25 protein-coding genes are annotated in these 25,009 nt (G+C 67.7%); 12 read left to right on the plus strand and 13 right to left on the minus strand.

The window, feature by feature from the left end; all coding sequences use genetic code 11:
- Positions 1–113 precede the first annotated feature (113 nt).
- From AB0B96_RS24885 to AB0B96_RS24915, 7 genes are all read right to left on the minus strand, one after another.
- Positions 114–434, minus strand: coding sequence for a type II toxin-antitoxin system PemK/MazF family toxin (locus AB0B96_RS24885; protein ID WP_362902235.1), 321 nt, complete (start codon positions 432–434; stop codon positions 114–116).
- Complete coding sequence (locus tag AB0B96_RS24890) at positions 424–654, minus strand: hypothetical protein (RefSeq protein ID WP_350946028.1); 231 nt, start codon at positions 652–654, stop codon at positions 424–426. Before AB0B96_RS24890 ends, AB0B96_RS24885 begins: the two co-directional genes overlap by 11 nt.
- A gap of 223 nt (positions 655–877) precedes the next feature.
- A complete protein-coding gene (locus AB0B96_RS24895) occupies positions 878–1,057 on the minus strand; it encodes a hypothetical protein (protein ID WP_362902238.1) in 180 nt (59 codons plus the stop codon).
- The gene (locus AB0B96_RS24900; protein WP_362902240.1) at positions 1,054–1,737 is read right to left on the minus strand and encodes a maleylpyruvate isomerase family mycothiol-dependent enzyme; all 684 of its coding nucleotides are present in this window, start codon (positions 1,735–1,737) and stop codon (positions 1,054–1,056) included. The genes AB0B96_RS24895 and AB0B96_RS24900 overlap by 4 nt, the downstream gene beginning before the upstream one ends.
- A 350-nt stretch (positions 1,738–2,087) precedes the next feature.
- Complete coding sequence (locus AB0B96_RS24905) at positions 2,088–2,354, minus strand: hypothetical protein (protein ID WP_350946026.1); 267 nt, start codon at positions 2,352–2,354, stop codon at positions 2,088–2,090.
- A 353-nt stretch (positions 2,355–2,707) separates the two neighbouring features.
- Positions 2,708–3,196 carry an NUDIX hydrolase gene (locus AB0B96_RS24910; RefSeq protein ID WP_362902242.1) on the minus strand — a complete coding sequence of 163 codons (489 nt, stop codon included), beginning with the start codon at positions 3,194–3,196 and terminating at the stop codon, positions 2,708–2,710.
- Positions 3,197–3,439: 243 nt separating this feature from the next.
- Positions 3,440–4,339, minus strand: a complete 900-nt coding sequence (locus AB0B96_RS24915; protein WP_362902244.1) for an alpha/beta fold hydrolase — start codon at positions 4,337–4,339, stop codon at positions 3,440–3,442.
- 172 nt (positions 4,340–4,511) lie between these two features.
- Here AB0B96_RS24915 and AB0B96_RS24920 point away from each other — a divergent pair, with 172 nt between their 5' ends.
- From AB0B96_RS24920 to AB0B96_RS24930, 3 genes are all read left to right on the plus strand, one after another.
- Positions 4,512–5,090 carry a TetR/AcrR family transcriptional regulator gene (locus AB0B96_RS24920; RefSeq protein ID WP_362902246.1) on the plus strand — a complete coding sequence of 193 codons (579 nt, stop codon included), beginning with the start codon at positions 4,512–4,514 and terminating at the stop codon, positions 5,088–5,090.
- A gap of 150 nt (positions 5,091–5,240) precedes the next feature.
- Positions 5,241–6,491: an amidohydrolase family protein gene (locus AB0B96_RS24925; RefSeq protein ID WP_362902248.1), complete on the plus strand. Its 1,251-nt coding sequence runs from the start codon at positions 5,241–5,243 to the stop codon at positions 6,489–6,491.
- Positions 6,492–7,027: 536 nt separating this feature from the next.
- On the plus strand, positions 7,028–7,417 hold the full coding sequence (locus AB0B96_RS24930; protein WP_362902250.1) for a hypothetical protein: 390 nt from the start codon (positions 7,028–7,030) through the stop codon (positions 7,415–7,417).
- Positions 7,418–7,679: 262 nt separating this feature from the next.
- On the opposite strand, the gene AB0B96_RS24935 is transcribed toward AB0B96_RS24930, so the two are convergent.
- From AB0B96_RS24935 to AB0B96_RS24945, 3 genes are all read right to left on the minus strand, one after another.
- Complete coding sequence (locus AB0B96_RS24935) at positions 7,680–8,024, minus strand: MmcQ/YjbR family DNA-binding protein (RefSeq protein ID WP_350946020.1); 345 nt, start codon at positions 8,022–8,024, stop codon at positions 7,680–7,682.
- Between the two features lie 56 nt (positions 8,025–8,080).
- Positions 8,081–10,174 carry a phosphocholine-specific phospholipase C gene (locus tag AB0B96_RS24940; protein WP_362902252.1) on the minus strand — a complete coding sequence of 698 codons (2,094 nt, stop codon included), beginning with the start codon at positions 10,172–10,174 and terminating at the stop codon, positions 8,081–8,083.
- Between the two features lie 124 nt (positions 10,175–10,298).
- Positions 10,299–10,595 (minus strand): hypothetical protein, encoded by a 297-nt coding sequence (locus AB0B96_RS24945; protein WP_362902254.1) that lies wholly within the window; start codon positions 10,593–10,595, stop codon positions 10,299–10,301.
- A gap of 208 nt (positions 10,596–10,803) precedes the next feature.
- On the opposite strand from AB0B96_RS24945, the gene AB0B96_RS24950 reads away from it, so the two are divergent.
- Positions 10,804–11,112 (plus strand): hypothetical protein, encoded by a 309-nt coding sequence (locus AB0B96_RS24950; RefSeq protein ID WP_362902256.1) that lies wholly within the window; start codon positions 10,804–10,806, stop codon positions 11,110–11,112.
- Between the two features lie 58 nt (positions 11,113–11,170).
- Positions 11,171–13,159: a hypothetical protein gene (locus tag AB0B96_RS24955; protein ID WP_362902258.1), complete on the plus strand. Its 1,989-nt coding sequence runs from the start codon at positions 11,171–11,173 to the stop codon at positions 13,157–13,159.
- Positions 13,160–13,173: 14 nt separating this feature from the next.
- On the opposite strand, the gene AB0B96_RS24960 is transcribed toward AB0B96_RS24955, so the two are convergent.
- Positions 13,174–13,647: a hypothetical protein gene (locus AB0B96_RS24960; protein ID WP_362902260.1), complete on the minus strand. Its 474-nt coding sequence runs from the start codon at positions 13,645–13,647 to the stop codon at positions 13,174–13,176.
- A 489-nt stretch (positions 13,648–14,136) separates the two neighbouring features.
- On the opposite strand from AB0B96_RS24960, the gene AB0B96_RS24965 reads away from it, so the two are divergent.
- From AB0B96_RS24965 to AB0B96_RS24985, 5 genes are all read left to right on the plus strand, one after another.
- A complete protein-coding gene (locus AB0B96_RS24965; protein ID WP_362902262.1) occupies positions 14,137–14,964 on the plus strand; it encodes a helix-turn-helix transcriptional regulator in 828 nt (275 codons plus the stop codon).
- The gene (locus tag AB0B96_RS24970) at positions 14,955–15,155 is read left to right on the plus strand and encodes a DUF397 domain-containing protein (protein WP_362902264.1); all 201 of its coding nucleotides are present in this window, start codon (positions 14,955–14,957) and stop codon (positions 15,153–15,155) included. The genes AB0B96_RS24965 and AB0B96_RS24970 overlap by 10 nt, the downstream gene beginning before the upstream one ends.
- 63 nt (positions 15,156–15,218) lie before the next feature.
- Positions 15,219–15,425: a DUF397 domain-containing protein gene (locus AB0B96_RS24975; protein ID WP_362902266.1), complete on the plus strand. Its 207-nt coding sequence runs from the start codon at positions 15,219–15,221 to the stop codon at positions 15,423–15,425.
- Positions 15,426–15,595: 170 nt separating this feature from the next.
- Positions 15,596–16,246, plus strand: a complete 651-nt coding sequence (locus tag AB0B96_RS24980) for a LysE family translocator (RefSeq protein ID WP_362902268.1) — start codon at positions 15,596–15,598, stop codon at positions 16,244–16,246.
- Positions 16,247–16,512: 266 nt separating this feature from the next.
- Positions 16,513–17,610, plus strand: a complete 1,098-nt coding sequence (locus AB0B96_RS24985) for an IS630 family transposase (RefSeq protein ID WP_362902270.1) — start codon at positions 16,513–16,515, stop codon at positions 17,608–17,610.
- Between the two features lie 7 nt (positions 17,611–17,617).
- On the opposite strand, the gene AB0B96_RS24990 is transcribed toward AB0B96_RS24985, so the two are convergent.
- A complete protein-coding gene (locus AB0B96_RS24990) occupies positions 17,618–18,586 on the minus strand; it encodes a helix-turn-helix domain-containing protein (RefSeq protein WP_362902272.1) in 969 nt (322 codons plus the stop codon).
- A 174-nt stretch (positions 18,587–18,760) separates the two neighbouring features.
- Here AB0B96_RS24990 and AB0B96_RS24995 point away from each other — a divergent pair, with 174 nt between their 5' ends.
- Positions 18,761–22,240, plus strand: coding sequence for a S8 family serine peptidase (locus AB0B96_RS24995; RefSeq protein WP_362902274.1), 3,480 nt, complete (start codon positions 18,761–18,763; stop codon positions 22,238–22,240).
- Between the two features lie 52 nt (positions 22,241–22,292).
- Positions 22,293–23,711 (plus strand): M20/M25/M40 family metallo-hydrolase, encoded by a 1,419-nt coding sequence (locus AB0B96_RS25000; protein ID WP_362902276.1) that lies wholly within the window; start codon positions 22,293–22,295, stop codon positions 23,709–23,711.
- A gap of 163 nt (positions 23,712–23,874) precedes the next feature.
- Here the strand turns inward: AB0B96_RS25000 and AB0B96_RS25005 are convergent, their stop codons facing one another.
- Positions 23,875–24,963, minus strand: a complete 1,089-nt coding sequence (locus AB0B96_RS25005; protein ID WP_362902278.1) for a LysR family transcriptional regulator — start codon at positions 24,961–24,963, stop codon at positions 23,875–23,877.
- Between the last annotated feature and the right edge of the window lie 46 nt (positions 24,964–25,009).

Genomic DNA, 25,009 nt, shown 5'->3' on the forward strand with positions numbered 1-25,009 from the left:
CGAACGGTTCTGATTAGTCCAGTCCGCGGAGCGTCCGCCTTCTGCCGTGATCCCGTTCTCGTACTCCATCGGAAGTGGGATCACGGCGAAAAGGCGCCCATCCGGCGCTTTCTCTATCGGAGCAGCCCGAGGACCGTGTGGAGGGCCTCGTCGACCTCTTCGATCTCGGCGGGGTCCAGGCGACCGGCGAAGTCGCCCAGACGGTGCAGGGTGACAGCCATGGTCTGCTCGACCATGACCCGGCTCTGCTTGCCGAGCAGTTCGACTTCGGGACGGAAGGGGGCGGGGGGTGCACTGGCCGAGGTCGGTGCGATGAGGACGGTGGAGAGGTGGGAGAGGAAATCCGACTGGAGGATCACGGCGAAGCGCTCGCCTCGCTGTTCATGGGCCATCGCGTCACGAGGAGCGCGCAGCCGGTACACGTCACCACGCACGCAGGTGCTCCGTGTCCTTCATGATCGCTTCGGCTTCGGCCCTGTCGGCGGGATCTTTGGCCAGCCTCTCGGCCGCGATCCGGGCCTCCTCCATCCGATGGAGTCGTTGGGCGACGACAAGAGCTTCACGAACCGCTTCGGTCACGGAACGGCCATCAGCGGTCAGCTCGCTCAAAGCCTTCTCCGCTCTGGCATCAAGGTCGACAGTCAGCATGGCCATATCTTCACTGTACGATGCGGCGTCTCGCAGGTCTTCGACCGAATTCCGTGAGTGTCCGAATACTCAGAGTGGTCGAATATATGCCGAAGGGGCCCAACGGTTGCCGCTCTCGCGAAGGGGGAGCACCATTTTCGGTGGTGTGCGACGAAGCGCGTGACGAGGGGGCGGCGGCGCGTTTCGCGACGTTACGCCGGGGTGCCTGACTCGGTACGGTCCGACGTTCCTACATCTGCGCGTTCTCCCCCAGCGCGGTCGAGGTGCTGGAGAACCTGGACCGCCTCGGCCACTGAGCCCGTACCGGAGTGGAGCAGTTGATGAGGGCGTGGCGTGCGATCAACACGAACATGATCTGGCTCCGCCTGCCGAGCGGTGAGAGGCGTCCGGACGGCAGGTTCCCGGTCATGCCATCTCACCGCGCTCTCGCAGGATCGAGACGCCGTCGCCGTCGAGTTCGTCGCAATACGTCATGCGCCCGGTCATCGCCATCGTGAGTGCCAGGGTGGTGCCGGAGACGAGCGGACCGGAGCCGGTCGCGAAGGGGCCGTCGTCGGCGACGAGCCGCAGGCCGGCGATCCGCCCTTTGGCGACGACGACGAAGTCGCTGCCCTGGTAGTACTCGGCCAGCCGGGTGATGGTCCCGATCGGGTAGTCACGGCGAATACCCAGTGGCCGCCGGATGTCCTCGGCGTGCAGGATCGTCTCGCCCAGCATCGCCACGACCGGGACGGGCGGCTTGGTCGTGCTCGCGACGACACGACGGAACCTGTCGTGCGTCTCAGCCGCGGTCGCGCCCAACTGTTCGGCGAGCCGCATGGCGTTCTGCCTGTTGAAGTCGAACCGGCAGCGGATCACGCCCGCCATCCACCTCACCGGAGTGAGGGTCGCCGCCGAGGTGAGGTGCGCCAGCACCTCGCGCACGGTCAGTCCGGAGCACAACGACGGTGTCGCCCACTGCTCGTCGGTGAGATCCGCCAGGTCGGCCGCGAGGGCCGCCCGCTCGGCGTGGACCAGTGGCCAGATGCCGGAGGCGCGGCGAAGACGGCGAAGACGGCGAAGACGCAGCCTCGGTTCCGGAGCGGTCATGTCGGACGATGTTCTGTCGTGGGTCATGGCAGTCCTCGTGACGGTCGGTAAGAACGGTTACACGTAGGACTTTCACCACGGGGCGGAATCGTCGCCGGTGAGCGGTTTTTCGATGGGCGATCTCGCGCGGGAACGGCCGAACGCAATGGTACGCGGCCTCCGGTCTGGTCCGGCAGAGCTCTCAGCAGCGTACTCGCCGTCTGCGCCACGCCGGCTTGGGCGGGAGCGGGAGGCCGGAGACCTCGGCTTCATGTGATGGGTCTCCGGCCGTCGAGGGTCTGTTTCCCGCTACTCGGCACCAGGGGTGGATCTTGTGTGTGCCTGTGTCGAGATCACGCGCGTGCCGATCGTCAGGCTCCGGGGCATGGATTGTTTCGGGTGTTCTCACCGAGGTTGTCCAGACGTTCGCCCCACTTCTTGCGGCCTTCCGGGGTCTTCAGGCTGTTGATCTCGTCCCGGACCTTCTTGCCCGCGTAGGCACCCCCGAGCGCTCCGGCCGCCGGTTGCCCGGCGGCGGTGCCGAGGAGCGTGACCTTCACCGCGACCGTTGAACCTGCGACCGTGGCCACGGCGTCGATGGCGTCGTGAGCAAAGGAGTTCTTCTTTTTCTTTCCCATATCACCCCTTCTTCCCGCCCTCTGCGGGGCGGTTGAACATATCTGAAAGGTAAGACATGGAATGATTTATGACGACGGCAGGTAATATGATTGTAGCTTACCGGTCAGAGCGCTGGATATTGACATACATCGTGTAATTTTCTGACAAGTCGTGATCTCGATGAATTATCTGCGGAGTCGCGCCTGAAATAGGTGAGGGCGGGCGTCACGGATACGATCATCGACATTTTCCGGTCCATCGTGCTTCTCCCTTCGTGCTCGACCATCCAGCCGTCGATGCGATAACCAAACCCGACAATTCACCGAAACCGTCGGACTCCTCTCGCACATGAGGACGGAAATACCGAGGCGAGTCAATCGCTCAAGTGCCGCTGAAGGCGAGTGTGCTGCGCCAGGGTCGCGTCGATGACCTGAGTGCCATCGGGCGGAGTGTCGGCGGTGTCCCACCAGCGGATGGCGCTGATCTCCCCATTGGGGGTGAAGGCGTCGTGGAGAGTGGGGACGTGGGCGGTGTAGATCGCGGCGTACTCGTCGCGTGGTGGGCCGACGAGCCGGAAACGTGCGTACCCGGCGAAGGTGAGGGTGGGCAGCCGCAGACCGCTCTCCTCATGGAGTTCCCGTACGGCGGCCTGGAGAGGTGTCTCGCCGGGATCGATCCTGCCGCCGGGTAGTTCCCACTCCCCGCGGAAGCGGTCGAAGACCAGTAGCAGGTGCCGGCCGCACCAGACCGCGACCAAGGCCGCGGGCATCGGCGCGTCGTCCGGCGCGCCGGCGACGCGTGCGGCCGGCAGGAACGCCGTCAGCGCGTTCCCTTTCGTGTCCTGGGCCAAGGCTCGATCCATGCATCCATGATGAGCACCCACGGGCAAGACCTCACCGCCCGACACCTCGACCGCCTGCGAGGAGGCCCGGCCGTGGCATCCACGGCGGCGGCCTGACTCTGGAATGTGCGGCTTTCCCCCTACAGGACACAACCGAATCCCGTGCTGCCGCACAGGCCGAATACCGCCCACCCAAGCCCGGCCGGCGGAACCGGCCGACCGACGCTCCCCGGCACGACCGGGTTTCCGGCAGGGGTGAAATCCCTACTTGGAGTCGAGGCTGCCCAGGGCGTTCTCCACCGGTGCCGGCCAGGTGGAGTCCTTGAGTCCGAGGGCGTCGCGCAGGTAGGCCCACGTGAGCCGCTGGATCAGGGCGACCCGCTCGGGGCTCTCGTCCGTCGTCTCCCTGACTTCGTAACCGGCGACACCGCCGAGCGAGTGCTCCGCCCCGGCCAGGGTGAGCAGGCTCTTGCTACCCGGGCTCAAGTGGTAGGCGTCGGTGAACCAGTCCGGACCCCGGACCGACAGCGGGGAGTCGTCCCGGTCGCCCGCGACGACGAGGGCCGGGGTGGTCATGTCCGCGAAGCCCGGGCTCATGAAGGGGAAGTGCTCGGCCGCGAACGGGGAAAGGTCGGCTCCGCCCGTGCCCGTCACGGCCAGCAGTACGCCCGCCTTGATCCGCGGGTCGGACATGTCCTCTCCGGGGACGCCGTCGGCGTCGAGGACTCGCGCTCCCAGCAGCGTGCTCGCCGTCTGGGCGCCCCAGGAGTGCCCGGCCACGGCGACGCGCGTGCCGTCGAGGCGTCCGGCGAGGCCGGGGACGGACGACTCCAGGAGGTCGAGCCGGTCGATGACGAGCTTCAGGTCGTCGACCCGGAGCCTCCAGATCAGCGGTGTGCGCGGGTCGTCGGGCGGGAGGTTCAGCGTCCGCGAGTCGAGGTGGGTGGGCTGGACGACGACGAAGCCGTGGGAGGCCCAGAAGCCGGTCAACGGGTCATAGCCGGTCGCCGACTGGCCGAAACCGTGGGAGAAGACGATGACGGGCAGCTCGTGGCCGGTCGTGGGGGCGGAGATCCGTACCCGCAGATCCTCTCCGCGATCCGGGGCCGGCAGCGTGACGGGGTGCACCGAGACGACCGGCGTGGGCTTTGGCAGTGCGTGCATGATTGTTCCTTCGCGACGTGGCGATGTGATGATGACCGTGACGTGTCAGCGGCTGTGGTTCGGCGATGGCCGTGAGTTGGCATGGGCCTGCCGGGCTGACATCCTGACAATGCGGAACTCGGTTCCGCTTCGAATATACGGAACACGGTTCCGCTTCGCAAGGGGGGCAACAATGACCGGTACGAGTGGCGAATCGTCGCCCCCACGCAAACGGGCCGATGCCCGGCGCAACGAGAAGACCCTGTTGGAAGCCGCCGCCGCGATGTTCGTCTCCTCCGGCGTCGACGTGCCCGTGCGGGACATCGCCGCCAAGGCCGGCGTCGGCGTCGGCACGATCTACCGCCACTTCCCGACGCGGGCCGACCTCATCGTCGCGGTCTACCGCCACCAGGTGGAGGCGTGCGCCGAGGCCGGTCCCGTACTGCTGGCGAAGAGCACCACACCGCACGCCGCGCTCGCGAGCTGGATCAACCTCTTCGTCGACTTCCTGATCACCAAGCACGGCCTGGCCGAGGCGTTGCGGTCCAACGACGCCGCCTTCCAGACGCTGCACGCCTACTTCCTCGACCGCCTCGTCCCCGTCTGCGCCGACCTGCTCGACGCCGCCACCACGGCGGGCGAGATCGTCCCCGACATGGACGCCCTCGTCCTGATGCACGGCATCGGCAATCTCTGCATCGGCGCCGACAACCCCCGCTACGACGCGCGCCTCATGGTCGGGCTCGTCATCGCGGGACTACGGCTCCGTTAAGCCGGTTTTCCGCGGGGATCCACAATGGACGATCTCCCCTCTCTCGATGGGAACGTCGCCCTCTTCCCTTTCGAACCACCACACTCGCAAGGACCCGGCTTGGCAGATCTGGCCGTCACGCTCCCGCCGGTGTGCTTCTACCGTGCTGCCATGGACGCTCCAGACCTGCTCATCCACAACGCCACCCTGCGCGGCCGTCCCGGCAGGTGGTCGCTGGCCGCCACGGGCGGGCTCATCAGCCACGTCGCCGAGGATGATCCCGACCTGCCCCCGGCGACCGGCGTGACCCTCGACGCGGACGGCGCCCTGGTCACCGAGCCGTTCGTGGACGCGCACCTGCACCTGTGCAAGGCCCACACCCTCGACCGCGCCGGGTCCGCCGCACTCTCGGAGTACACCGCGGGCGCGATGGGGGCCGCGATGGGCGCCATCGAGACGGCCGCCGCCGTCAAGACCGGCCAGACCACGCGATCCGTCCTCGAACGCGCGAGGCCGGTGCTCCTGGAGTCCGTACGACACGGCGTCCGGGCGGTGCAGGCCTTCTCCGACATCGACCCGAAGGCGGGACTCACCGGCTTGGAGGCGCTGCTGGCACTGCGCGAGGAGTTTCGCGGCGTGGTCGACGTGCGGGTGGTGGCGTTCCCGCAGGACGGCCTGCTCCGCGAACCCGGAACCGAGGAACTCGTCGTCGAGGCCGTACGGCTCGGCGCCGACGTGGTGGGCGGCATCCCCTGGATCGAGTGGACCGACACCGACGCCGCCGAGCACGTGCGGCGCATGGTCGGCCTCGCCCAGCGGCACGGCCTGCGCGTCGCCATGCTCGTCGACGACGCGGGGGACCCGGGACTGCGCACGACCGAGATGCTGGCGCGGGAACTGCTGGCGCGGGACATGGTCGGACGCGGCAGCGCCCAGCACGCCAGGGCGATGGCGCTCTACCCCGAGCCGTACCTGCGCCGCCTGGCCGGGTTGTGCCGCGCCGCGGGGCTCGGATTCGTGAGCGATCCGCACACCGGGCCGCTCCACCTGCCGGTCTTCCAGCTCGCCGACGCCGGCGTCCCGGTCGCCCTCGGCCAGGACGACATCGAGGACGCCTACTACCCGTTCGGGCGGCACAACCTCCTGGAGGTGGCCTTCCTCGCCGCCCACCTGCTCGACGCGCGCACCGACGAAGCCCTGGAGCGGTTGTACGACATGGTGACCGTCGACGCCGCGCGGGTCGTCGGCCTGCCCGTCCACCGTCTGGAGGCCGGTGCCCCCGCCGATCTCGTCGTCCTCGAAGGACGAACCCTCCGCGAGGCCCTCACCGGGCACGCGCCACCCCGCCACGTCGTCGTCGCGGGCCGGGTCGTCGCCTCCTCCACCCTGCACACCTCTTTCGGATCCGGCGTTCCCCGCTGACAGCGTTCCTTCGTATCCGGCGTTTCCTCGGACCTGGCGTTCCCCACGACGGACGCTCCTTCGAACCCTGCCTGCCCCGGACGCTCTTTCGGACTCGGCATTTCCCCTGGTGGATGCCCTCTCGAAGCCGACGGTCTTCGATGACGGATACGGGAAACCGGTGCCCGAGCGCCATGGCGGCCCCGGCCGACGGGGGGGTTCTCCCACGAAAACAGGAGCTCGGACGAGGACGATCTACCGAACCCTGGCGGTTCCGCCGCGAATGACACCCTGCCGGGACGCGAGCCTTCCGCCGAGACCGATAGCCGAGCGTCACCGATCCCCCCGCCTCCGTTTCTTTCCGCTACCGCCAGGTAATCCGACCGCCCCAAGCCTTTGGGATCCGCTAGCAGACTCCCGCATCCCCAACCACTTACCGTGAAGACAGGTTACGCATCGTGTCGGCGTCGCCCTCGACGCGGCGTGGCGCTTCGCCGGCCCGGGCACCACCCCGGGCTCGACCGATTCGACATCGATTCGATGTGGAGTGATCTGCCATGACCATGATCAGGAATGCCCTGGCGGCCGGAGCCATGACGGCCTCCGCCCTCGTCGTCCCCGTGGCGATGCCGACCCCGTCCGCCGTCGCGGACACCGTGGCCGTGACCACCCCGACCACCGCCACCTCCGCCCTGAAGCCCTGCCGCGAGCACAAGAACCCCGAAAGGTGCCGCGCCCGGCGCGAGCACCGGTACGAGTACGGACGGAACTACCGGCACAAGCACCGACATGAGAACAGACGCGGGCACATGCAGGACTACGGGCGTGAGCACGGAGGAAGCGAACGCGGACGCGAGCGTGTCGGCATCGGCGAGGGCGTCGGTATCGGCGGCGGTATCAGCGACAGCATCGGCGGTAGCGGCACCGGCCGTGGGATCAACAACTGACAGACGACCTACGGACGCCTGACGACGGCCGACCGGCCCGGCAGCGACCGAACGACGGAGCCGGCCACCGGCGGTCAGGAGACCAAAGAAGCGTCACCGTGACCACGAGCCGCACGCTCACCTTCCCGTGAGCCAACCTCCTGTCGGCCCCGCGTTCCGCATGTGCCACCCCCGAACCAGCACGATTCCCCAGCCAACCTGATCGAATATGGCATTTGACCAGCAACGATGCGGCACATGCGGAAAATGGGGCCAACCGGGGCTAGTGTGCGGCCTCGTGGGCGTCGACGAGCTTCTTGGGAGCCGTCAGGCACCACGCCTCGGTGACCAGCTCGAACAGCTCGTCCGCGTCGATCTTCGCGAGGTGGACCACGACCCAGCCGAACTGGCCCGCGGTGAACTGGATCTCGAACACCTCCGGCCGCTCCGCCACCAGCGCGAGCTGCTCGGCGATCGTCGACTTGAGCCCCACGGTCTCCGTCTTCTCCCACAGGTAGCCGAAGCCCTTGCCCCGCACCTTCAGCGAGACCCACTCACCGCCGTCGCCCTGCTCGGTCTCCGGCAGCCGCTTCACCATCTCCAGGAATTCATCCACGCTCACACCCATGGCCCACGGTCTACCAGAGCACACCGACATTTCTCCCCTGCCGTCCCCGGCGGCCGTCAGCCCGTGACACTCGGTTCGCCGTTCTCGATGTGTCCCATCAGGCGTCGGGCGAAGCCGGTGTCCCCGGCGACGGTGATCCACAGGTCGTACCACCCGGTCGCGGCCCGCCAGGGCATCCGCGCGGCGCCCTGGGACACGACCCGCAGCGTCCGCGCCGTCCCCCCGTAGGCGAGGGGCAGGATCGTCACGTCGGCGGGTCTGTTACCGGTGTTGACGACGGTGATCTCGATCGTCCGGGTGGCCGCGTCGATCACGCTGGACATCTCCACCCTGTCGTCGGTCCCACCCCGAAACTCCCTGCGGAAACCGTTCGGGCCGGTGAGAACGAGGGCGTACGTGGGACAGGGGAAGTAGACCACCTCGCGGACCTGGCCCAGCACGTCGAAGTGCATGGGCCGGACGAGCTCCCCCATGTAGCCGTACAGCGCCAGGTGCGCGCTCTCCGTACCGGTGTTGCTCATCGTGATCTCGACGGCGCGACCGCCGGTGCGTGCCGAGGCGTCGGGCCGGTACGGCAGCGCGCGGGCGGGCCTGACGCCCGGTTCCGCGCACGGCATGCGCTGCTCGGCGGGGGCGTCGGGATACCAGCGGCCGGCCGCGACACCCTGGACGACCTGAGCGTCCCGACCGGTCGAGATGTCCTGGACGACCTGAGCGTCCCGGTCGGCCGAGATATCCTGATCGGTCAGAGCACCCTGGGCGGACGCGGCACCCTCCGGGACATTGATTTCCGGCGTCATGGGCGTGGGCCATGCCTCCGGACGGGCGAAGTCGAAGGCGGAGGTGAGGTCTCCGGCGACGGTTCGCCGCCAGGCACCGATATCGGGGGCCTCGATGCCGAGCCAGGTCTCCAGGAACCGGACCGTCGAGCTGTGGTCGAACGTCTGCGAACAGACATGGCCGCCCACGCTCCACGGCGATACGACGATCATCGGGACGCGCATGCCCAGCCCGATGGGCCGCCCTCCGACGAACTCCCCCGGGGTTCCATCCGGCGGGACGGGCGGGGGAACGTGGTCGAAGAAACCGTCGTTCTCGTCATAGGTGACGAAGACCGCGGTACTCGCCCACACCTCCGGGCTCGATGCCAGCGCGTCGAGAATCCGGTAGACGACCTTCCCGCTCTCCACCGCCGAGGAGCCCTCGGGGTGTTCGGAGTCGGCGAGCGAGGTCACGACGTACGAGACCGCCGGAAGGCGTCCCGCCGCCACGTCGGCGGCGAACCAGTCCCCCAGCCCGCCCGTCCGGGTGCGCCGCAACGCCCGGTCGTAGAGCGCCCGGTCGGCCGGATCCAGGCGTGCCACCTTCTCCTCAAGCTCGGCGAGCATCCGCGCGGGATCCTCGGACGCGCGCACCTTCTCGTAGAACGAGTGCATGCTGCTCTGCCCGAGTTTCGCCATGACCGCCTTGAACGTGGCGAAGAACTCAAAGTTGTTGCACTGGTAGTTGTCCCACTCCTGGTAAACCTGCCAGGAGTGCCCGGCTTCGGTCAGCAGTTCGGGCACCGTGGTCCAGGTGTAGCCCGGGTGCCCGTCCTCCTCACAGGCGCCGTTGTCGACGGCCCGCTGCTCGGTGCCCGGCTCGTCACCCGTGTGGCCGGAGACGTGGTAGTTGCGGTTCGGCGTCGTGGAACTCAGCACCGAGCAGTGGTAGGCGTCGCAGATCGTGAACGCGTCCGCCAGCTCGTAGTGGAACGGAAGATCCCCGCGGTCGTAGTACGCCATGGTGGACGGCCCCTTGTTGGGCACCCAGGCGTCGTTCCAGCCCATCGCCCAGGCGTTCTGCGTACCGAGCCAGGTGTGGTCGTGGGTGTCGAGCAGCATCGGGTCGGCTCCCGCGCGCTCGGCCGCCTCCCGTAGGGAGAAGGGCAGGATCCCGTCCTGCTCGAAGATCGGGCGGAGCGCCCGGGTGGACACCGCGTTGCGGTCCCCGTAGCCGCGTACCCCGCGCATCCGGCCGAAGTAGTGGTCGAACGACCGGTTCTCCTGCATGACGAAGACGACGTGCTTGAGGTCGGAGAGCCCTCCGGGAGGGGCGGGCCGCGCCAGCAGGCGCACGAGAGAGGGGGGAAGTGCGGACGGTGCCGACATTGACGCATCCCTTTAACGGCATTTCAGGCAAGCCTCAACCTAACCCACCCTCGGGGTGCGACCGGTGCGGCGGCGGGAACGCGATGTGAACGGAGAGCGCGACCGTCGGAACGACAGCAGAAGATCAACGGTCCGGCTGCTGTAGCCGCTGGATCTGGAGACGCAACTCTCGCTCGCGGTTCAGGTGCCGCTGCTCACGACGTATCTCCGACTCCTCGGCGGCCTGCTCGTCCCAGCGCGTCCGAATCGCCCGGATATGGCGCAGAGTGACGCGAGACAGCCACATGACGCCGATCGCGATCGCCATGAGCATGGTCACGTGACCGGCGAGGAGCAGCACGAAACCGGCGAAGAAACACATCCAGTACGCGGCCTTGACGGCGATTTCTATCGCGTCGATGTGCTTTTCGAACAGCGTCATCCGTTACTCCGATGGTGTTTGATGGAGTAGTCGTTCCAGTCTGAGAGGAATGACCGAAATATCATTTCCGTCCGCGCGGGCGGCCTTGGGCCCATCGACGAAAGCGCGATGCCGACCGGGTACGGGACTTGCCGACTTAGACGATCAATACCTACTCTGGTATGCGAATTTTTCTTCATCACGGGGTCACGAAAAGGGCGGGGGTGGCGTGGCCGAGCGGATGGTGCCCAGTCCTCGATACGAACGGCTGAGACAACTGCTCATCGAGGCCGAAGACAGGGCTCACGAGGTGCGGCAGACATATCAGCGCGCCTCCTCGGCGATGCGGTCGGGACAGGTGTGGACGGGGCCGACGGCCACCACCTGGACCAACGAACTGGAAGAGCGGCGCCGATCCCTCGGGCGGCTCGCCCAGCGCGTGGTGGACGCGGTCGAGGAGGAACTGCGCCGCTCTCCCCCGCTGGTGACCGAGGCCGAGGCGGATGCCATGCGCCGGGAGATGGCCGGACGCATGTGACCGTCACGACCATGAGCCGGACGTACGTGACCGTCACGACCACGAGGGGGAACGTTCCATGGCACCTACCGCCGAGTTCTGCGGCATCGACCCCGACCAGATGGAGCAGCTCGCCACCTCCCTGCGCGGTGAGGCCGACCGGCTGACCACCTTCACCAGGGAGTTCGAGCAAAAACTCGGCCGGTACGGGATCAGCACCCCCGCACTGCGGGAGATCGCCGACATCGCCGACTGGGCCGGGAAACAGGTCTCCATGCTCCACGGCCGGATCGACCTGATCAAAACCCTGGGCGACGGCGCCCCGGAGCTGGGCGGCGCGGGTGGCGCGGCCTCGATGGCGCCGGGCGGCCAAGGGCTCATCCGGCTCCCCGACGAACTGAAGGACTTCGAGCTCGCCCAAGGGCTGGCCAGGATGTACGGCGAGGACATCCTCGTGAACTTCCACGGCGAGTCGCAGGCCAAGCTCATCCACGAGCACATCGACGACGTTGCCAAACTCGCAGAAAACCCCCAGGCCGCCGCCGCCTTCTTCGCCCTGCTCTCCCCCAAGGTGCGCGACGCACTGCCCAGCATCATCGCGGCCACCGGCAGCAAGACTTCCAAACAGGACTTGGCAGCCTTCAGCAAGGCCCTCGGCGCGGCCCTGAACGCCCCCGCCCTCGTCCCGGCGTTCGCCAAGGTCAGAAACGACCTGGTCAAACCGGTCGATGGCAATATCGTCGCGTGGAACCGGCTCGCGCTGCTCAAGGGCGCGAACGCCCCTTCGTCCATCCGGGGCGCGGCGGCCCGCGCACTGGTCCTGGACGAGTTCGCGAAGAGGCCCGCGCAGGAGTGGCGTGCCGGGTCTCTGGGAGGCAAAAAGTACGACCTGCCTGACGACCTGGTCGCGATGGGCTTGGAGGTTCTCGACGGAGACGGCGCAGCGGTGCGGGACGCCTTTTCCAAGATGGGCGGAGCCGACGTCAAGCTGACCCAGGCCGACAAGATGAAGCTGTTCCTCAACTACGCCAAGGGGACGGGCACCGGTGACGAGGTAGCCGACGCCTTCGGCCGGGCGATGGAGACGGGCACCGAGGCCAAGACCGAAAAGGCCGGTCAGCACAGCCCGGAGGCCGCCGCCTTCGCCTTCGACGCCATCCGTGCAGCGGCCTCCTTCGGCGCAGACCTTCCGAGACCGGCGATGGACTCCATGAGCGTAATAGCGAAGTCGTACGTTCACGAATTGGTGTCGGGCGGACGCTTCGACAAAGCCTCCGACCGTGATTCCAGCATGCAGACCCCCAAGCATTGGGAATCCCTCCCGGGGGTTACCCCTGCGTTCTACCTCAGTCCCGTCGATACCTATCAATTCACGAAAACCTTCATTAACGCTGAAAAGATGGCCGACGAGTTCAACTCAGCGGTGGCGAGATTCCGCCATGACACCTTGATGGCTGCGGCAGGCTTGGACGCACAGGGCAACACCGACCATTTTCGCGACATCTCACTGATGTTCGGTGACTTCGGCAGCGTCACATTCAAGGCGGCGAAAGACGCGCTCGGCGCGGAGGACGCCGTCACCAAATTAGCCACAGATATCGCCAAGAATACCTTCGGCCTCTTCCTCGCTGGAGTTACCGTCACGGGCCGAGCCGCCGAACTCGGATGGGAAATCGCCCAAGCATACGCCATCAGTTCCGCATCGGATAAATGGGCCGACATGTTCAAGAAACAGGTTGAAATAGTCACCGAGAGACGGGTCGACCTTGCCAAAAGCGTGAAGTACGAGATGGCATATCTTCTCCACAGCGGTGGCTACCCAGCGAGCGAACCTCCCAGAGAGCTCGTCAACGCGGCCACCGGAAATCTCAAAACATATGACGAACTCATTGCCGAGGCCAAACATGAGGCAATTGGCGACAATCAATGGGAACAAGCGTTTCAGGAAAAGCTAGACTCTCTCGATGACTGGATGGACGAAAATGCGGATTTCGACAAAAAGATCGAACATTCTTCACGATTCCAGACCAGCGACCTGGCCGAGAATCTATTGAAGACTCCCAAGTGATGCGACCAACTCTCTCAGCGTGATAGACATGCGGTCTGCGCATGCAGTCGCCAGGTCGGCGCTTCCGGCGCTATATAAACAGTCACCATGACCCCCACCTCCTTACTCCCATAAATGAACCGTCCCTCCAGGGCATCAGCCTGACTGATGTCGTGTTCAACCTCGTAGCCCATGATCCGAGAGAGAGTGTTCTCCATAACTCTTTGGGCTTTGTCCAGGCGAGAGTCCAATGATTCGTCGACACGCTCCTCGTCGGCCGTTGCTCGTAATACCCGCTTGACCTTATCGCCGCCGCAAGGAAGATCCTTGTCGGGATGTTGAACGATGCGCAGATTCATGAGCGGATTCTTGAAGACATCGTCATTTTCCAGGCGTTGAGCATCTTTTTGTAGCTCCGCTGCCGCATCCTTCAAGGATGGCCCGGAGGCACATCCCGAGGCCGCCGTCACCAGCGCCAGACCGATGGCGAGTAACCGGGTGAAGCGCATTCAGGACCTCCAGGGAGAGCGGACGCCGGGACGTACCAATCTTTACCCACTCGGACCGCCTTCGCCACACCCTTCCCATACTCGTTCGTCAGCCAAGGGGAGCTTCCAGGTCACGCCGACCATCGTCGTCAGCCAGGGCAGGAGTATGCACTCACGGTTCAGATCCGCACTCCGTGCGCCCGGCGGCTCACTCTTCATCATGGTTTCACCTTTCGAACGCTTTCCAACCCTCACAGCAGAGACCAAAAGAGGGGCATCTCACATATCCGCCTCGGCTGATCTTCGCTAAAGGAATCGACTTACCACTTCCTTGACAACACTTTCACCAGGAGGATTACTGTGCCTAGAATGCCTTACCGGTAGTTGAACGACTACCGGATCGGCAATCCAGGCCAGAGCGGATGATGACAGCGGTTGGTCTACCTGGACTGGGATTCGATATCACCAGCCAACCATTAAGTCCGTTTTTTCCAAATCGGGAGGAAAGCAATGGAAGGTGCGCCGACCCTCGACCCCGGATCCCCTCGAGTGCGGTTCGGCGCCGAGATGCGCCGACTACGGGAGGCCGCTCAGCTCTCGCAGTCCGCCGTGGCCTCCCGACTGGGGTGTACACAGACCCAGATCAGCCGTCTGGAGAGCGCCAGCCGCACACCTTCGAAGTCCGACGCCGAGAGGCTGGATCGGCTCTTCAAAACAGCCGATGGCAACGCCTTCACTAGGCTTCGCCAACGCATCCTGGCCCAACCTGGCGGTCCGATCTGGTTCCAAGGTTGGGTCGAGGAGATCGAGCCCACAGCTCTCGTCCTACGCTCTTGGGATCCCCTCCTCGTCCCCGGCCTTCTCCAAACGGAATCCTATGCCCATTACCTATTTTCTCAGGCTCCTCAGATCACCTCTGAGGAGGTGGAAGGGCGAGTTCGAGCTCGCATGAACCGGCAACAGATTCTCTGTCGGGAAGATCCTCCCCTCCTCCTCGTACTCGTCGACGCGGGCGTTCTGCGTCGCAAGGTCGGTGGGGCTGGCGTGATGCATGAACAGCTCGGCTACCTCTTGGAGGTCGCTCAGAGACCGACCGTTTCCATCCAAATTGTTAGCCCGGAATGCCTCGCAGGCATGATGGGCGCTTTCACGATCGCCGAACTTCCAAACGGGCAGCCAGGCGCAATTCATGCAGAATCTTCAGCGGAAGGTCAGATCATGACAGATCTTGCTTCCGTGACAGCGACTTGGAAGCGCTATGAGGCGATACGACTCTGGGCCTATCCTGAGCACATGTCCCTCAAAATGATCGAGGAAGTGAGGCAGGAATGGACCTGAGCGGCGCAGTGTGGCGGAAGTCGTCGCGATCCGGAGACAGTGGCGGCCAGTGCGTTGAGGTGGCCGCCAACCTGCCCGAAGTGATCGTCGTTCGCGACAGCAAGAACCCCGGTGGCCCCAAACTGCTCTTCACCCCCACCGCGTGGGACACCTTCGTCCGCCGTATCAAGACCGGCGACTTCGACCACTAGCTCTGCCACAGTCGGGGACCACCAGCACACACCTCTCAAGAAGATCGAGGAAGTGAGGCGGGAATGGACCTAAGTGACGCAGTATGGCGGAAGTCATCGCGCTCCGGCGGAAATGGCGGCCAGTGCGTTGAGGTGGCCGCCAACCTGCCCGAAGTGATCGCCGTTCGCGACAGCAAGAACCCCAACGGCCCCAAACTGCTCTTCACCCCCACTCAATGGAAAACGTTCGTCGGCGGCGTCAAGACCGGCAAGTTCGACTCTCCGACCTAAGCTTTTACCCCTTCGTCGCGACGGACACCCGTCCCAGCCAAGCCCGGCAACGTACCCATGTTGCCGGGCTTCACGTCGTGCTTGCCGAGCCCTCGGCACCGGGCTCCGAGACCAGAGCCTCGGCCGGAAAAGAGTTGAGCCGAAGAGACGGAAGCGAGCATGCTCGACTCATGGACCTCGTCGCCTCCCTGCCCGCCTTCGTTGTCGCCGTCGTGCTGATCTCGGCGTCACCTGGTCCCGCGATGGCGCTGATCCTGCGTCGTGCCGCGCTGCACGGTTTCCGGGGGGCGGTGCCGACGGTGCTGGGGCTGGAGGCAGGTCTCTACGCCTGGGCGTTGTTCGCCGCGGCCGGCCTCGCCGCCCTGGTGGCCGCTTCCGAGGTGGCCTTCGTCGTTCTCCGTGTGATCGGCGCGGGTTTCCTGCTCTACCTCGGGCTGAAGGCGTGGCGCACCGCGTGGCGGATCGGGAAGGCCGGACCGGCGCGGGAGACGACAGAGGACACCTCGCCCAGACTGAGGCAGAGCTGGTGGAGGGCCTTCGGTGAGGGCGCCCTCGTGATGCTCGCCAATCCGAAGATCGCGGCCTTCATGATCGCTTTCTACCCTCAGTTCGTACCGGCCGACCAGCCGCTGTTCTCCACCACCGCACTCCTCGCGCTCCTGCAGGTGGCCGTCGAGATCGTGCTGTACCTCGCCCTGGCCGCGGTGGTGGGACGCGCGGGCGCGTGGTTCCGCAGGCCCGTGATCCGTCGCCGCCTGGAGGCCGTCAGCGGCACCGTTCTCATCGTCCTCGGCCTGCGCGTGGCCGCCGCGACCCGCTGACGCCGACGGCTGTTCCCCCACCGGCCGAAACCGGCCGAAGACGGCTGTCCCATCCGCGGCGAATACCCGTTCAAGCAGCCCCGGAGCTTCTGTCCGCCCACCGAACCGGGCCTTTCCCAAGTGCTCACCGGGCTCATCACGTGCGAGACACGGGCGGCGAGGGGCGTACCGAACGGCTAGTGGCGTGTCACTGAACCTTGCTGGGCTATTTGATCTCGGCGGGTGAGCAGGCCAGCCTGGTCCCGGAGTAGTTCTGGGAGGTGGTCATGGCACGTAAACCCGAGGTGTTCGTCCGTGCGCTGACGATGGAGGAAGGACGGCGCCTGCAAAGGATCACCCGATCGGCCAAGGATCCGGTGAAGCTGCGGCGGGCGATCGTGGTGCTGATGTCCGCACAAGGACAGTCGGCTTCGGCGATCACGTCGTTGATGCAGGTCAGTGACGACTACGTGCGCCAGGTGGTGCACGCGTTCAACGAGCGGGGGTTCGAGGCCTTGGACCCAAAATGGAGCGGGGGTCGTCCGCGCAGGATCAGTGAGTGGGTGCGCGAGCGCATCTGCCTGATCGCCCGGACGACCCCCGCCGAGTGGGGCCTCACCGGCTTTTCCACCTGGAGCCTGTCCAAGCTCGCCGCCCACCTGATCGACCTGCGGCTGGTGACCTCGATCAGCCGCGGGCACCTGGCGCGGATCCTCAAGGCCGGCAAGGTGTCATGGCAGACCACCACGACGTGGAAGAGCAGCAACGACACCGACTTCGTCGCCAAGATGCAGCGCATCCTGGCCCTGTACGACGCCCCGCCACGGGGTGGGCGGGTGGTGTGCGTGGATGAGTTCGGCCCCTTGAACCTGCAGCCCCGCAAGGGCAAGGCCTGGCGGCCGGGTAAGAACCCCCGCCGCCTGCGGGCCACCTACAACCGCTACAGCGGGGTCATGCACCTGCTCGGCGCCCTGGACCTGGCCACCGGGAAAATCCACTACCGGATCCGTGAACGCAAACGCTGGCGCGAGTTCCTGTCGTTTATCAAGTCCCTGCGCAAGCGCTGGCCCGGCGGCACCCTCTACCTGATCGTGGACAACTACTCGCCGCACAAGCATCCCCAGGTCAAAGCCTGGGCCGCCGCCAACGACGTCGAGCTGGTGTTCCTGCCGACCTACGCCTCCTGGCTGAACTGGATCGAGTCCGAATTCGCCGCACTGCGCTACTTCGCCCTCAACGGCACCGACCACCGCAGCCACCCCGAGCAGAACGCCGCCATCGCCGCCTACATCCGCTGGCACAACCGGCACGCCCGGCCCAAGGTCAGCTTCGCGGCCAGTTCCCCGATCCGCTCATGGACCAGTTATCCCACCAAGGTTGCGTGACACGCCACTAGATCCAGCCTCGCCGGGTGGCCTCCATCGCGACCTGAAAGCGGGTCTGTGCCCCGACGCGGTTCATCAGCTTGGTGACGTGCCGCTGCACGGTGCGCTCGCTCCAGCCCAGGGCCCGGCTGGCGGCCTTGTCGGTCGCTCCCGACGCCAGCAGCGTGAGCAGCCTCGCCTCCTCCTCGGAGAGCACCTCGGAATCGGGTGAGTTCAGCTGGACCGGGACGCTGCGCGTCCACGTCATCTCGAAGAGGGCCACCAGCGCGTCCAGGAGCGGGGAGGGGTGGATCACGTAGGACGCCGCGACCATGTCGTCCACCGGGTGGAGCAGCGGGATGATGGCGAGGCGGTCGTCGGAGACGGCGAGTTTCATCGGCAGGTCCGCGGCGATCCTGGCCTGTTCCCCGTGTCGCATCCCGGCTGTGACGTCGTCCAGCCAGCCGGGAAGCGCGAGCGCGGTCCTGTCGTAGATGACCCGATACTTCACCCCTCGCTTCAGCAGGGCGAGTTCCACGTGGTTCGGCTCGGTGTGCGCCTGCGGGGCGGCGTAGGGCGGGCGGTCGAACCCCCGCATCTGGGTCCGGGTGTTCTGCTGCATCTGCACCCAGTGGTGGTTGACCTCGTCGCGCCCCGAGACCATCTCGATCAGGTCGCCCGGATGGGCGAACCGGGTGCCCGCGCGGTACATCTTGACCAGCGTCCCGATGTGCAGGCGGACGTCGCGCAGCCCGGCCTCGCGCTCGCGCAGCACGGCCTCCAGCCCGCTGTCCGGTGAGACGGCGACGTAGCGGACGGGGCGCCCTGTGGAACGGGTGGCGAGGCCGAGGTCCACGAGCGACCGCAACGTCCGTCTCGCGGCTGACGCCGGGAGATGACAGTCGTGAACGAGTTCGGAGACCGTCGCCTGCGTCCTGCGCACGAGTGCGTCGTACAGCGCCTCGTCCTGTTGACTCAGCCCGATCGCCTCAAGCATCACACTCTCCTTACCTGCACGGTGAGCATCCGGCGGCGCGAATGCCCGACAGCTTCGCCTGTCGTGTTCACGCCACCTGACGGGAACTCGCCTCTGACTCAGCTTGTCAGGAGATGACCGCTGATGTCAGCGTTCAGGAGCATCACAGCGCGCACCTGAACGAAGGAGCCCCCCATGTCGCTGTCCGCCCTACGATCTCGCGGGCAACGCCTGTCACTCGCCGCACTCCTCGTCCTGGGATCACTCGCCGCGGTCCTGCCGTCGAGCCCGGCCATGGCCGCGAATCCGGCCTCGGCCGAGAAGCCCTCGGCGGGGAGGCCTCCCGCGGAGCAAGACCGGCGAGGAAAGATCGCCCCTGAGCTGATCGACCGGACGAGGGCCTCCGGAGCCCGGGCCGACGACCGCGTCGAGGCCGTCGTCGTGCTCGGCGCAAGCCCCGGCCTCCGGTCGGCGGTCCCCTCGCCGAGCGAGGCGCGAAAGGCCCTGGCCGAGACGGCCGATGCCGTGCAGGCCCCCGTCGTCCGGCTGGTCGAGTCCCAGGGCGACCAGGTGCTCAACACATTCTGGATCAAGAACATGGTCCTCGTGCGGGCCAGGCCCGCCACCCTGGAGGCGCTGGCCGCCCTCGCCCTGGTCGACCGGATCATTCCCAACTTCGCGCTCAAGGCCCCGCCCGAGCCACCCGCCGGGCCGCCGAGCCGCGCCGCGAAGGCCGGGGAGTCGACCTGGGGCATCGAGAAGATCGGTGCCGACCGGGTGCGCGAGGAGCGAGGGCTCACCGGTGACGGCGTGCGCGTGGCGGTCCTCGACACCGGTGTCGACATCGCCCACCCCGACCTCACCGGAAAGCTCGTCACCGACGACGCGTCCGACCCGTCCTACCCGGGTGGCTGGATCGAGTTCGGCCCGGACGGCAGGCCGGTGCCCTCCTCGCCCCACGACAGCAGTTACCACGGCACGCACGTGGCGGGCACGATCGCCGGCGGGAACGCGTCGGGCACGCGGATCGGCGTCGCGCCCGGCGCCGAGCTGATGGCGGGCCTGGTCATCCCCGGCGGCAACGGAACGCTCGCCCAGGTGATCGCCGGCATGCAGTGGGCGATCGCGCCGTACGCGACCGACGGCACTCCCGCGGGGAAGCCCGCCGATGTCGTCAGCATGTCGCTGGGCGCGGAGGGCTACGCCGACGAGATGATCGAACCGGCCAGGAACATCTACCTGGCCGGTGCCTTCCCCTCCTTCGCCATCGGCAACGAATGCCTCGAAGGAGGGTCGGGCAGCCCCGGCAACGTCTACGAGGCCGTGTCCGTCGGCGCCACCGACGCCGGCGACGACGTACCGGAGTTCTCCTGTGGCGGGGTGGTCCGCAGGACCGACTGGATCGACGCGCCCGCCGATTGGCCCGAGTCCTACGTGGTCCCCGACATCTCGGCACCCGGGGTGGACGTGCTCTCGACCCTGCCCGGTGGCGAGTACGGGACGCTGAGCGGCACCTCGATGGCGACCCCGCACGTCTCGGGCACGGTCGCGCTGATGGTCGAGGCCCGTCGCGACCTCGGTGTCGATGAGGCGCTGGGCATCCTGGCCGGTACGTCCTTCTTCGACAGGCGCTACGGCGAGCGTCCGAACCCGCGCTTCGGCGCCGGGCGGATCGACGCGTACGCCGCCGTCGCGGAGGCGGCTCTCAGCAGCGGCGTCCGGGGCGTCGTCACCGACGAGAAGACCCGCGAGCCGCTCGCCGGTGTGACGGTCACCCGGACGGATGCCGGCCGGAGTGTAGTGACCGACGGGCAGGGGCGGTTCGAGATGCGGCTGGGCGCCGGGGCGTACGACCTCACGCTGTCCAGGTTCGGCTACCGGCAGGGGTCGGCCAGGGTCCGCGTCACGGCGAACCGCTTCCTGGACGTCCGCGTCGCGCTGGAGCGGACCCGCAGGGGGAAGATCTCGGGACAGGTGAGTTACGGCCCGACCGGCTCGACGGTGCCGGGCGCGACGGTCACGGTGCTCGGCGTGCCCGACAGCCTCGTGGCGACGACGAATCTCGACGGCCGGTACACGATCGACGACGTGCCCGAGGGCGACCACCAGGTCGCCGCGATGGCGCCCGACGTGTCGAGGTCGGAGCCCGCGAAGGTCACCGTACGCGGGACCAAGGAACCGGCGCGGGCCGACTTCGCCCTCCCGCGGCCCTCGGCCACCGAGCGTGTCTCGGTGACCTCGGACGGCCGCCAGGGCAACGGCGACGCGTGGTGGCCGAAGATGAGCGCCGACGGCAAGGTGGTGACGTTCGCCAGCCCGGCGTCCGGCTTCGTCTCCGGCGACACCAACGACGACCTCGACATCTTCGTGACCGACCTGCGGACCCGGGCGGTCGAGCGGGTCTCGGTGGCCTCCGACGGCACCCAGGGCGACGGCTTCTCGCTGAGCCCGACCCTCGGTGCGGACGGGCGCCTCGTCGGGTTCGGCAGCGGGGCCACCAACCTCGTGCCCGGGGACACCAACGGTCAGACCGACGCCTTCGTCCGCGACCGGCAGACGGGGAGGACCGAGCGGATCTCGGTGGCCTCCGACGGCGCCCAAGGCGACGGGCTCTCCTCGTCCCCCTCGTTCAGCGCCGACGGCCGCTTCGCCGTCTTCAACAGCGACGCCACCAACCTCGTGCCCGGGGACGTCAACGGCCGGACCGACGTCTTCGTCCGCGACCGGAGCACCGGCAAGACCGAGGCCGTCTCGGTCGGGGCCGACGGCCTGCCGGGCGACGGGAACTCGCGCGAGCAGTCGATCAGCTCCGACGGCCGCTTCGTCGCCTTCGAGAGTCAGGCCACCGACCTCGTACCGGGAGACACCAACGGGCACGGCGACGTGTTCGTCCGCGACCGGCAGACCGGTAGGACCGAACTGATTCCCGCACCGGACGCCCGGGAGGCGAGCAGCCCGTTGATCAGTGCCGACGGGCGGATGGTGGTCTTCACCGCGAGTGGCGGGCTTGAGGGGTACCAGATCTACGTCCACGACCGGCAGACCGGCACGAGGAAACTCGTGTCGGCGGCGTCCGACGGGAGCATGGCCAACGACTGGTCCTTCGCCCCGTCACTGAGTGCCGACGGGCAGACCGTGGCGTTCTACACCTATGCCACCAACCTCGCCGACGGTGACACCAACGGGCGGACGGACGTGTACGTGCGCGACGTCAAGGCGGGCACCACCAGGCGGATCTCCGCCGGCCCCAAGGACGTCGAGGGTGACGGCTCGGCAGGCATACCGTCGATCAGCGGGGACGGGCGGTACGTCGCCTTCGAGAGCACCTCCGCCAACCTCGTCGGTGACGACACCAACCGGAAGTCCGACGTCTTCGTCCACGACCGGACCCCGGGCCCCGAGCCCCGCTTCGCCCTGACCGGTCTCGACGTCAGCCCGTCCACCACCCGTCCCGGCCACCCGGTGCGGATCACCGCGTGGGTGAAGAACGTGGGAGAGAAGTCGGGCGGGTACGACGCCGTCCTGCGGGTCAACGGTGAGGTCGAGCGGCAGACCGTCCAGGTCCGCGCCGACAAGACGGTGCGGCTCTCGTTCGAGGCGCGCCGGAGCGGTGCGGGGACGTACATCGTGGAGCTGGGCCCGCTCACCGGCCGGTTCGTGGTGAAGGGTCACTGACGGGCCGTGGGCGGCGCCCTGCCCCGGCGACTCCGAGTGGCATGCTTCGGCCATGGATTACGGAAGAGTTCGTGAAGCGGTCACCAAGGGCTGGAACGAAGACGTGCTGCCCAGCCTTTCCGGCCTGGTGGAGATACCCGCGTTGTCGCCCGCCTTCGACGCCGACTGGGAGCGGAACGGCCATCTGCGAACCGCCGCCGACCACGTACGGGACTGGATCGCGTCGCGCGGTCTGCCGGGTGCCCGGTGCGAGGTCGTCCAGCTCGACGGCCGCGCCCCGCTGCTTCTCGTGGACGTTCCCGCGACCGCCGGCAGCACGGCACGCGGCACCGTGCTGCTCTACGGCCACCTCGACAAGCAGCCCCCGCTCGGCGACTGGTCCGACGGCCTGGGACCGTGGCGGGCGGTGGTGCGCGACGGACGGCTCTACGGCCGTGGCGCGGTCGACGACGGATACTCGGGCTACGCGGCGGTGACCGCGTTGACCGCGATCCGGGCCGCGGGCGGCGAACACGCCCGGGCGGTCCTGCTGCTGGAGACCGGCGAGGAGTCCGGCAGCCCGGACCTGCCCCGGTATCTGGAGCATCTGGCCGACCGCCTCGGTGAGGTGTCCCTGGTGATCTGCCTGGACGGCGGCGGTGGCGACTACGAGCGGTTGTGGCTGACCGAGAGCCTGCGGGGCGCGGTGCAGGCGACCGTCACGGTGCGGGTCCTGGAGACGTCCGTGCACTCCGGGGTCGCCGGCGGTATCGTGCCGAGTTCCTTCCGCGTCATGCGCCGGCTGCTCGACCGGGTGGAGGACTCCGTGACGGGCGAGATCACCGTCCCTGAGATGAACGTGCCGATTCCCGCGGAGTCGCGGGCCAGGGCCGAGGCGCTCGCCGCGCTGGAGCCGGGAGCCGCCGCACGCCGATACCCTCTCGTCGACGGGATGCGCGCGGTCTCGGACGACGACGTCGAACTCATCCTCAACAACACCTGGCGGCCGACGCTGTCGGTGATCGCCACGGCCGGGCTCCCGGACCCGGCCGTGGCGGGGGCCGTGCTGCGCGCCTCGACGTCCCTGCGGCTGAGCTTCCGGACCCCGCCGACGGTCGACGCCGAGGCCGCGCGAGCCGCGCTGGTGAGGATCCTGACGACCGACGTGCCGTACGGCGCGCAGGTCGAGGTGAGCGACTTCCTCGTGCTGAACGGCTGGCAGGCTCCGGCTGCCGCGCCCTGGCTCGCCGCGGTGCTGGAGGAGGTCGGTGACCGGGTGTTCGACGAGCCGTGCCGCGCCTTCGGCATCGGCGGCGGGATCCCGTTCATGGAGATGCTCGGCCGGCGCTATCCGAACGCGCAGTTCGTCGTCACCGGCGCGCTGGGGGCCGACTCGAACATGCACGTGCCCGACGAGTGGCTGAACCTCGCGTTCGCCGGGCAGGTGACCGAGGCCGTCGCCCACATCCTCGACGCGCACGCCCGCGACTGACCGCCGATCGCGACGACCTGCGCCGGGGAGGCCGCGGGTCCGGGTCAGGCTGCTCGGCCGCCCGTACCCGTCCCCGTCCGGTGCCGTCGTCGCCCGGCCGGTCACCCGGTGAGGCTGTGACGGCAGCCGGAAGACGGCTGTCCCATCCGCGCCGGACAGCCGTTCAAGCGACTCCCGGCGCTTCCGTCCGCCCGCCGATCCGGGCCTTTCCCAGGTGGTCCTCGGTCGCGGCGCGGATGGCGCGGACGCACGCGGCGACCGCGGGGTGCTCGGCGGCTCCTCGGCGGTAGGCGATCCGGGTCCTGCGTCGTGCCCGCAGCGGCAGGAGCCGCACGCCGTCCGGAAGGCGGCCGGCGCCGAGTTGTGGCACCAGGGCGACCCCCTGGCCGGCGGCGACCAGGGTGAGCACGGCGGTGAAATCGTCCACGTGGTGGCGTACCCTCGGCGCGAATCCCGCCGCCTGACAGGCGCGTACGGCCACGGTATGGCAGAGGGTGCCCGGTGAGGCCACGACCCAGTCGGCGTCACGGAAGCCGCCGACCGGATCCGCGGCCGCCACGGCGCCCTCCGTATCGGCTGAATGCGCGCCTGCCGTCGCGCCGGCCGAACACGCGGATCTCCAGGCGCCGACCGGATCGGTGAGTGCCGTGGTCTCCGCTGCGCCGGGAAGCCCGGGCAGGATCGTCTCATCCGGCCGCGACGTCGTCTCGAGCGCCGCGCCACAGGGAACCGCGAGGAAGACCGTCTCCTCCAGCAGGGGTGTCGAGTCGAGCGTTGGGTCGGGCTCGACGGGTGCCAGGTCGTAGTCGTGCAGCAGGGCCACGTCGAGGTGCCGTTCCCGCAGCGCGTCGGGGGCGGCGGCCGGGTCGAGTTCGGTGACCATGAGGGCGAGCCCCGGATGGTCGCGGCCCAGCGCGACGAGGGCCGCCGGTAGCAGGGTGTGCACGGCGGTGGGGAAGGCTCCGATGCGCATGGTCCCGATCAGGCCGGACCGGGCGGCGGCGAGGGTCGCCGAGGCCGCCTCCAGTTCGGCGAGCACGGTCTCGGTGTGCTCGACCAGCGCGACGCCCGCCGGGGTGAGGGTGACCCGGCGACCGGTCCGTTCCAGCAGTGCCACCCCCGCCTCCCGTTGCAACGCCGCGAGCTGCTGGGAGACGGCCGACGGCGTATAGGTGTGAACCTGGGCCACCGCGGCGATGGTGCCGAGTCTGGCCAGGTCGCGGAGCAGCCGCAGTCTGCGAACGTCAAGCATAAGATCAGCTTACGTATGCCTTTATGAATCGGAACTGGTTCTTCAT

Origin of the sequence: Streptosporangium sp. NPDC049046 (genome assembly GCF_040649155.1) — a bacterium.
GTDB lineage: Bacteria > Actinomycetota > Actinomycetes > Streptosporangiales > Streptosporangiaceae > Streptosporangium.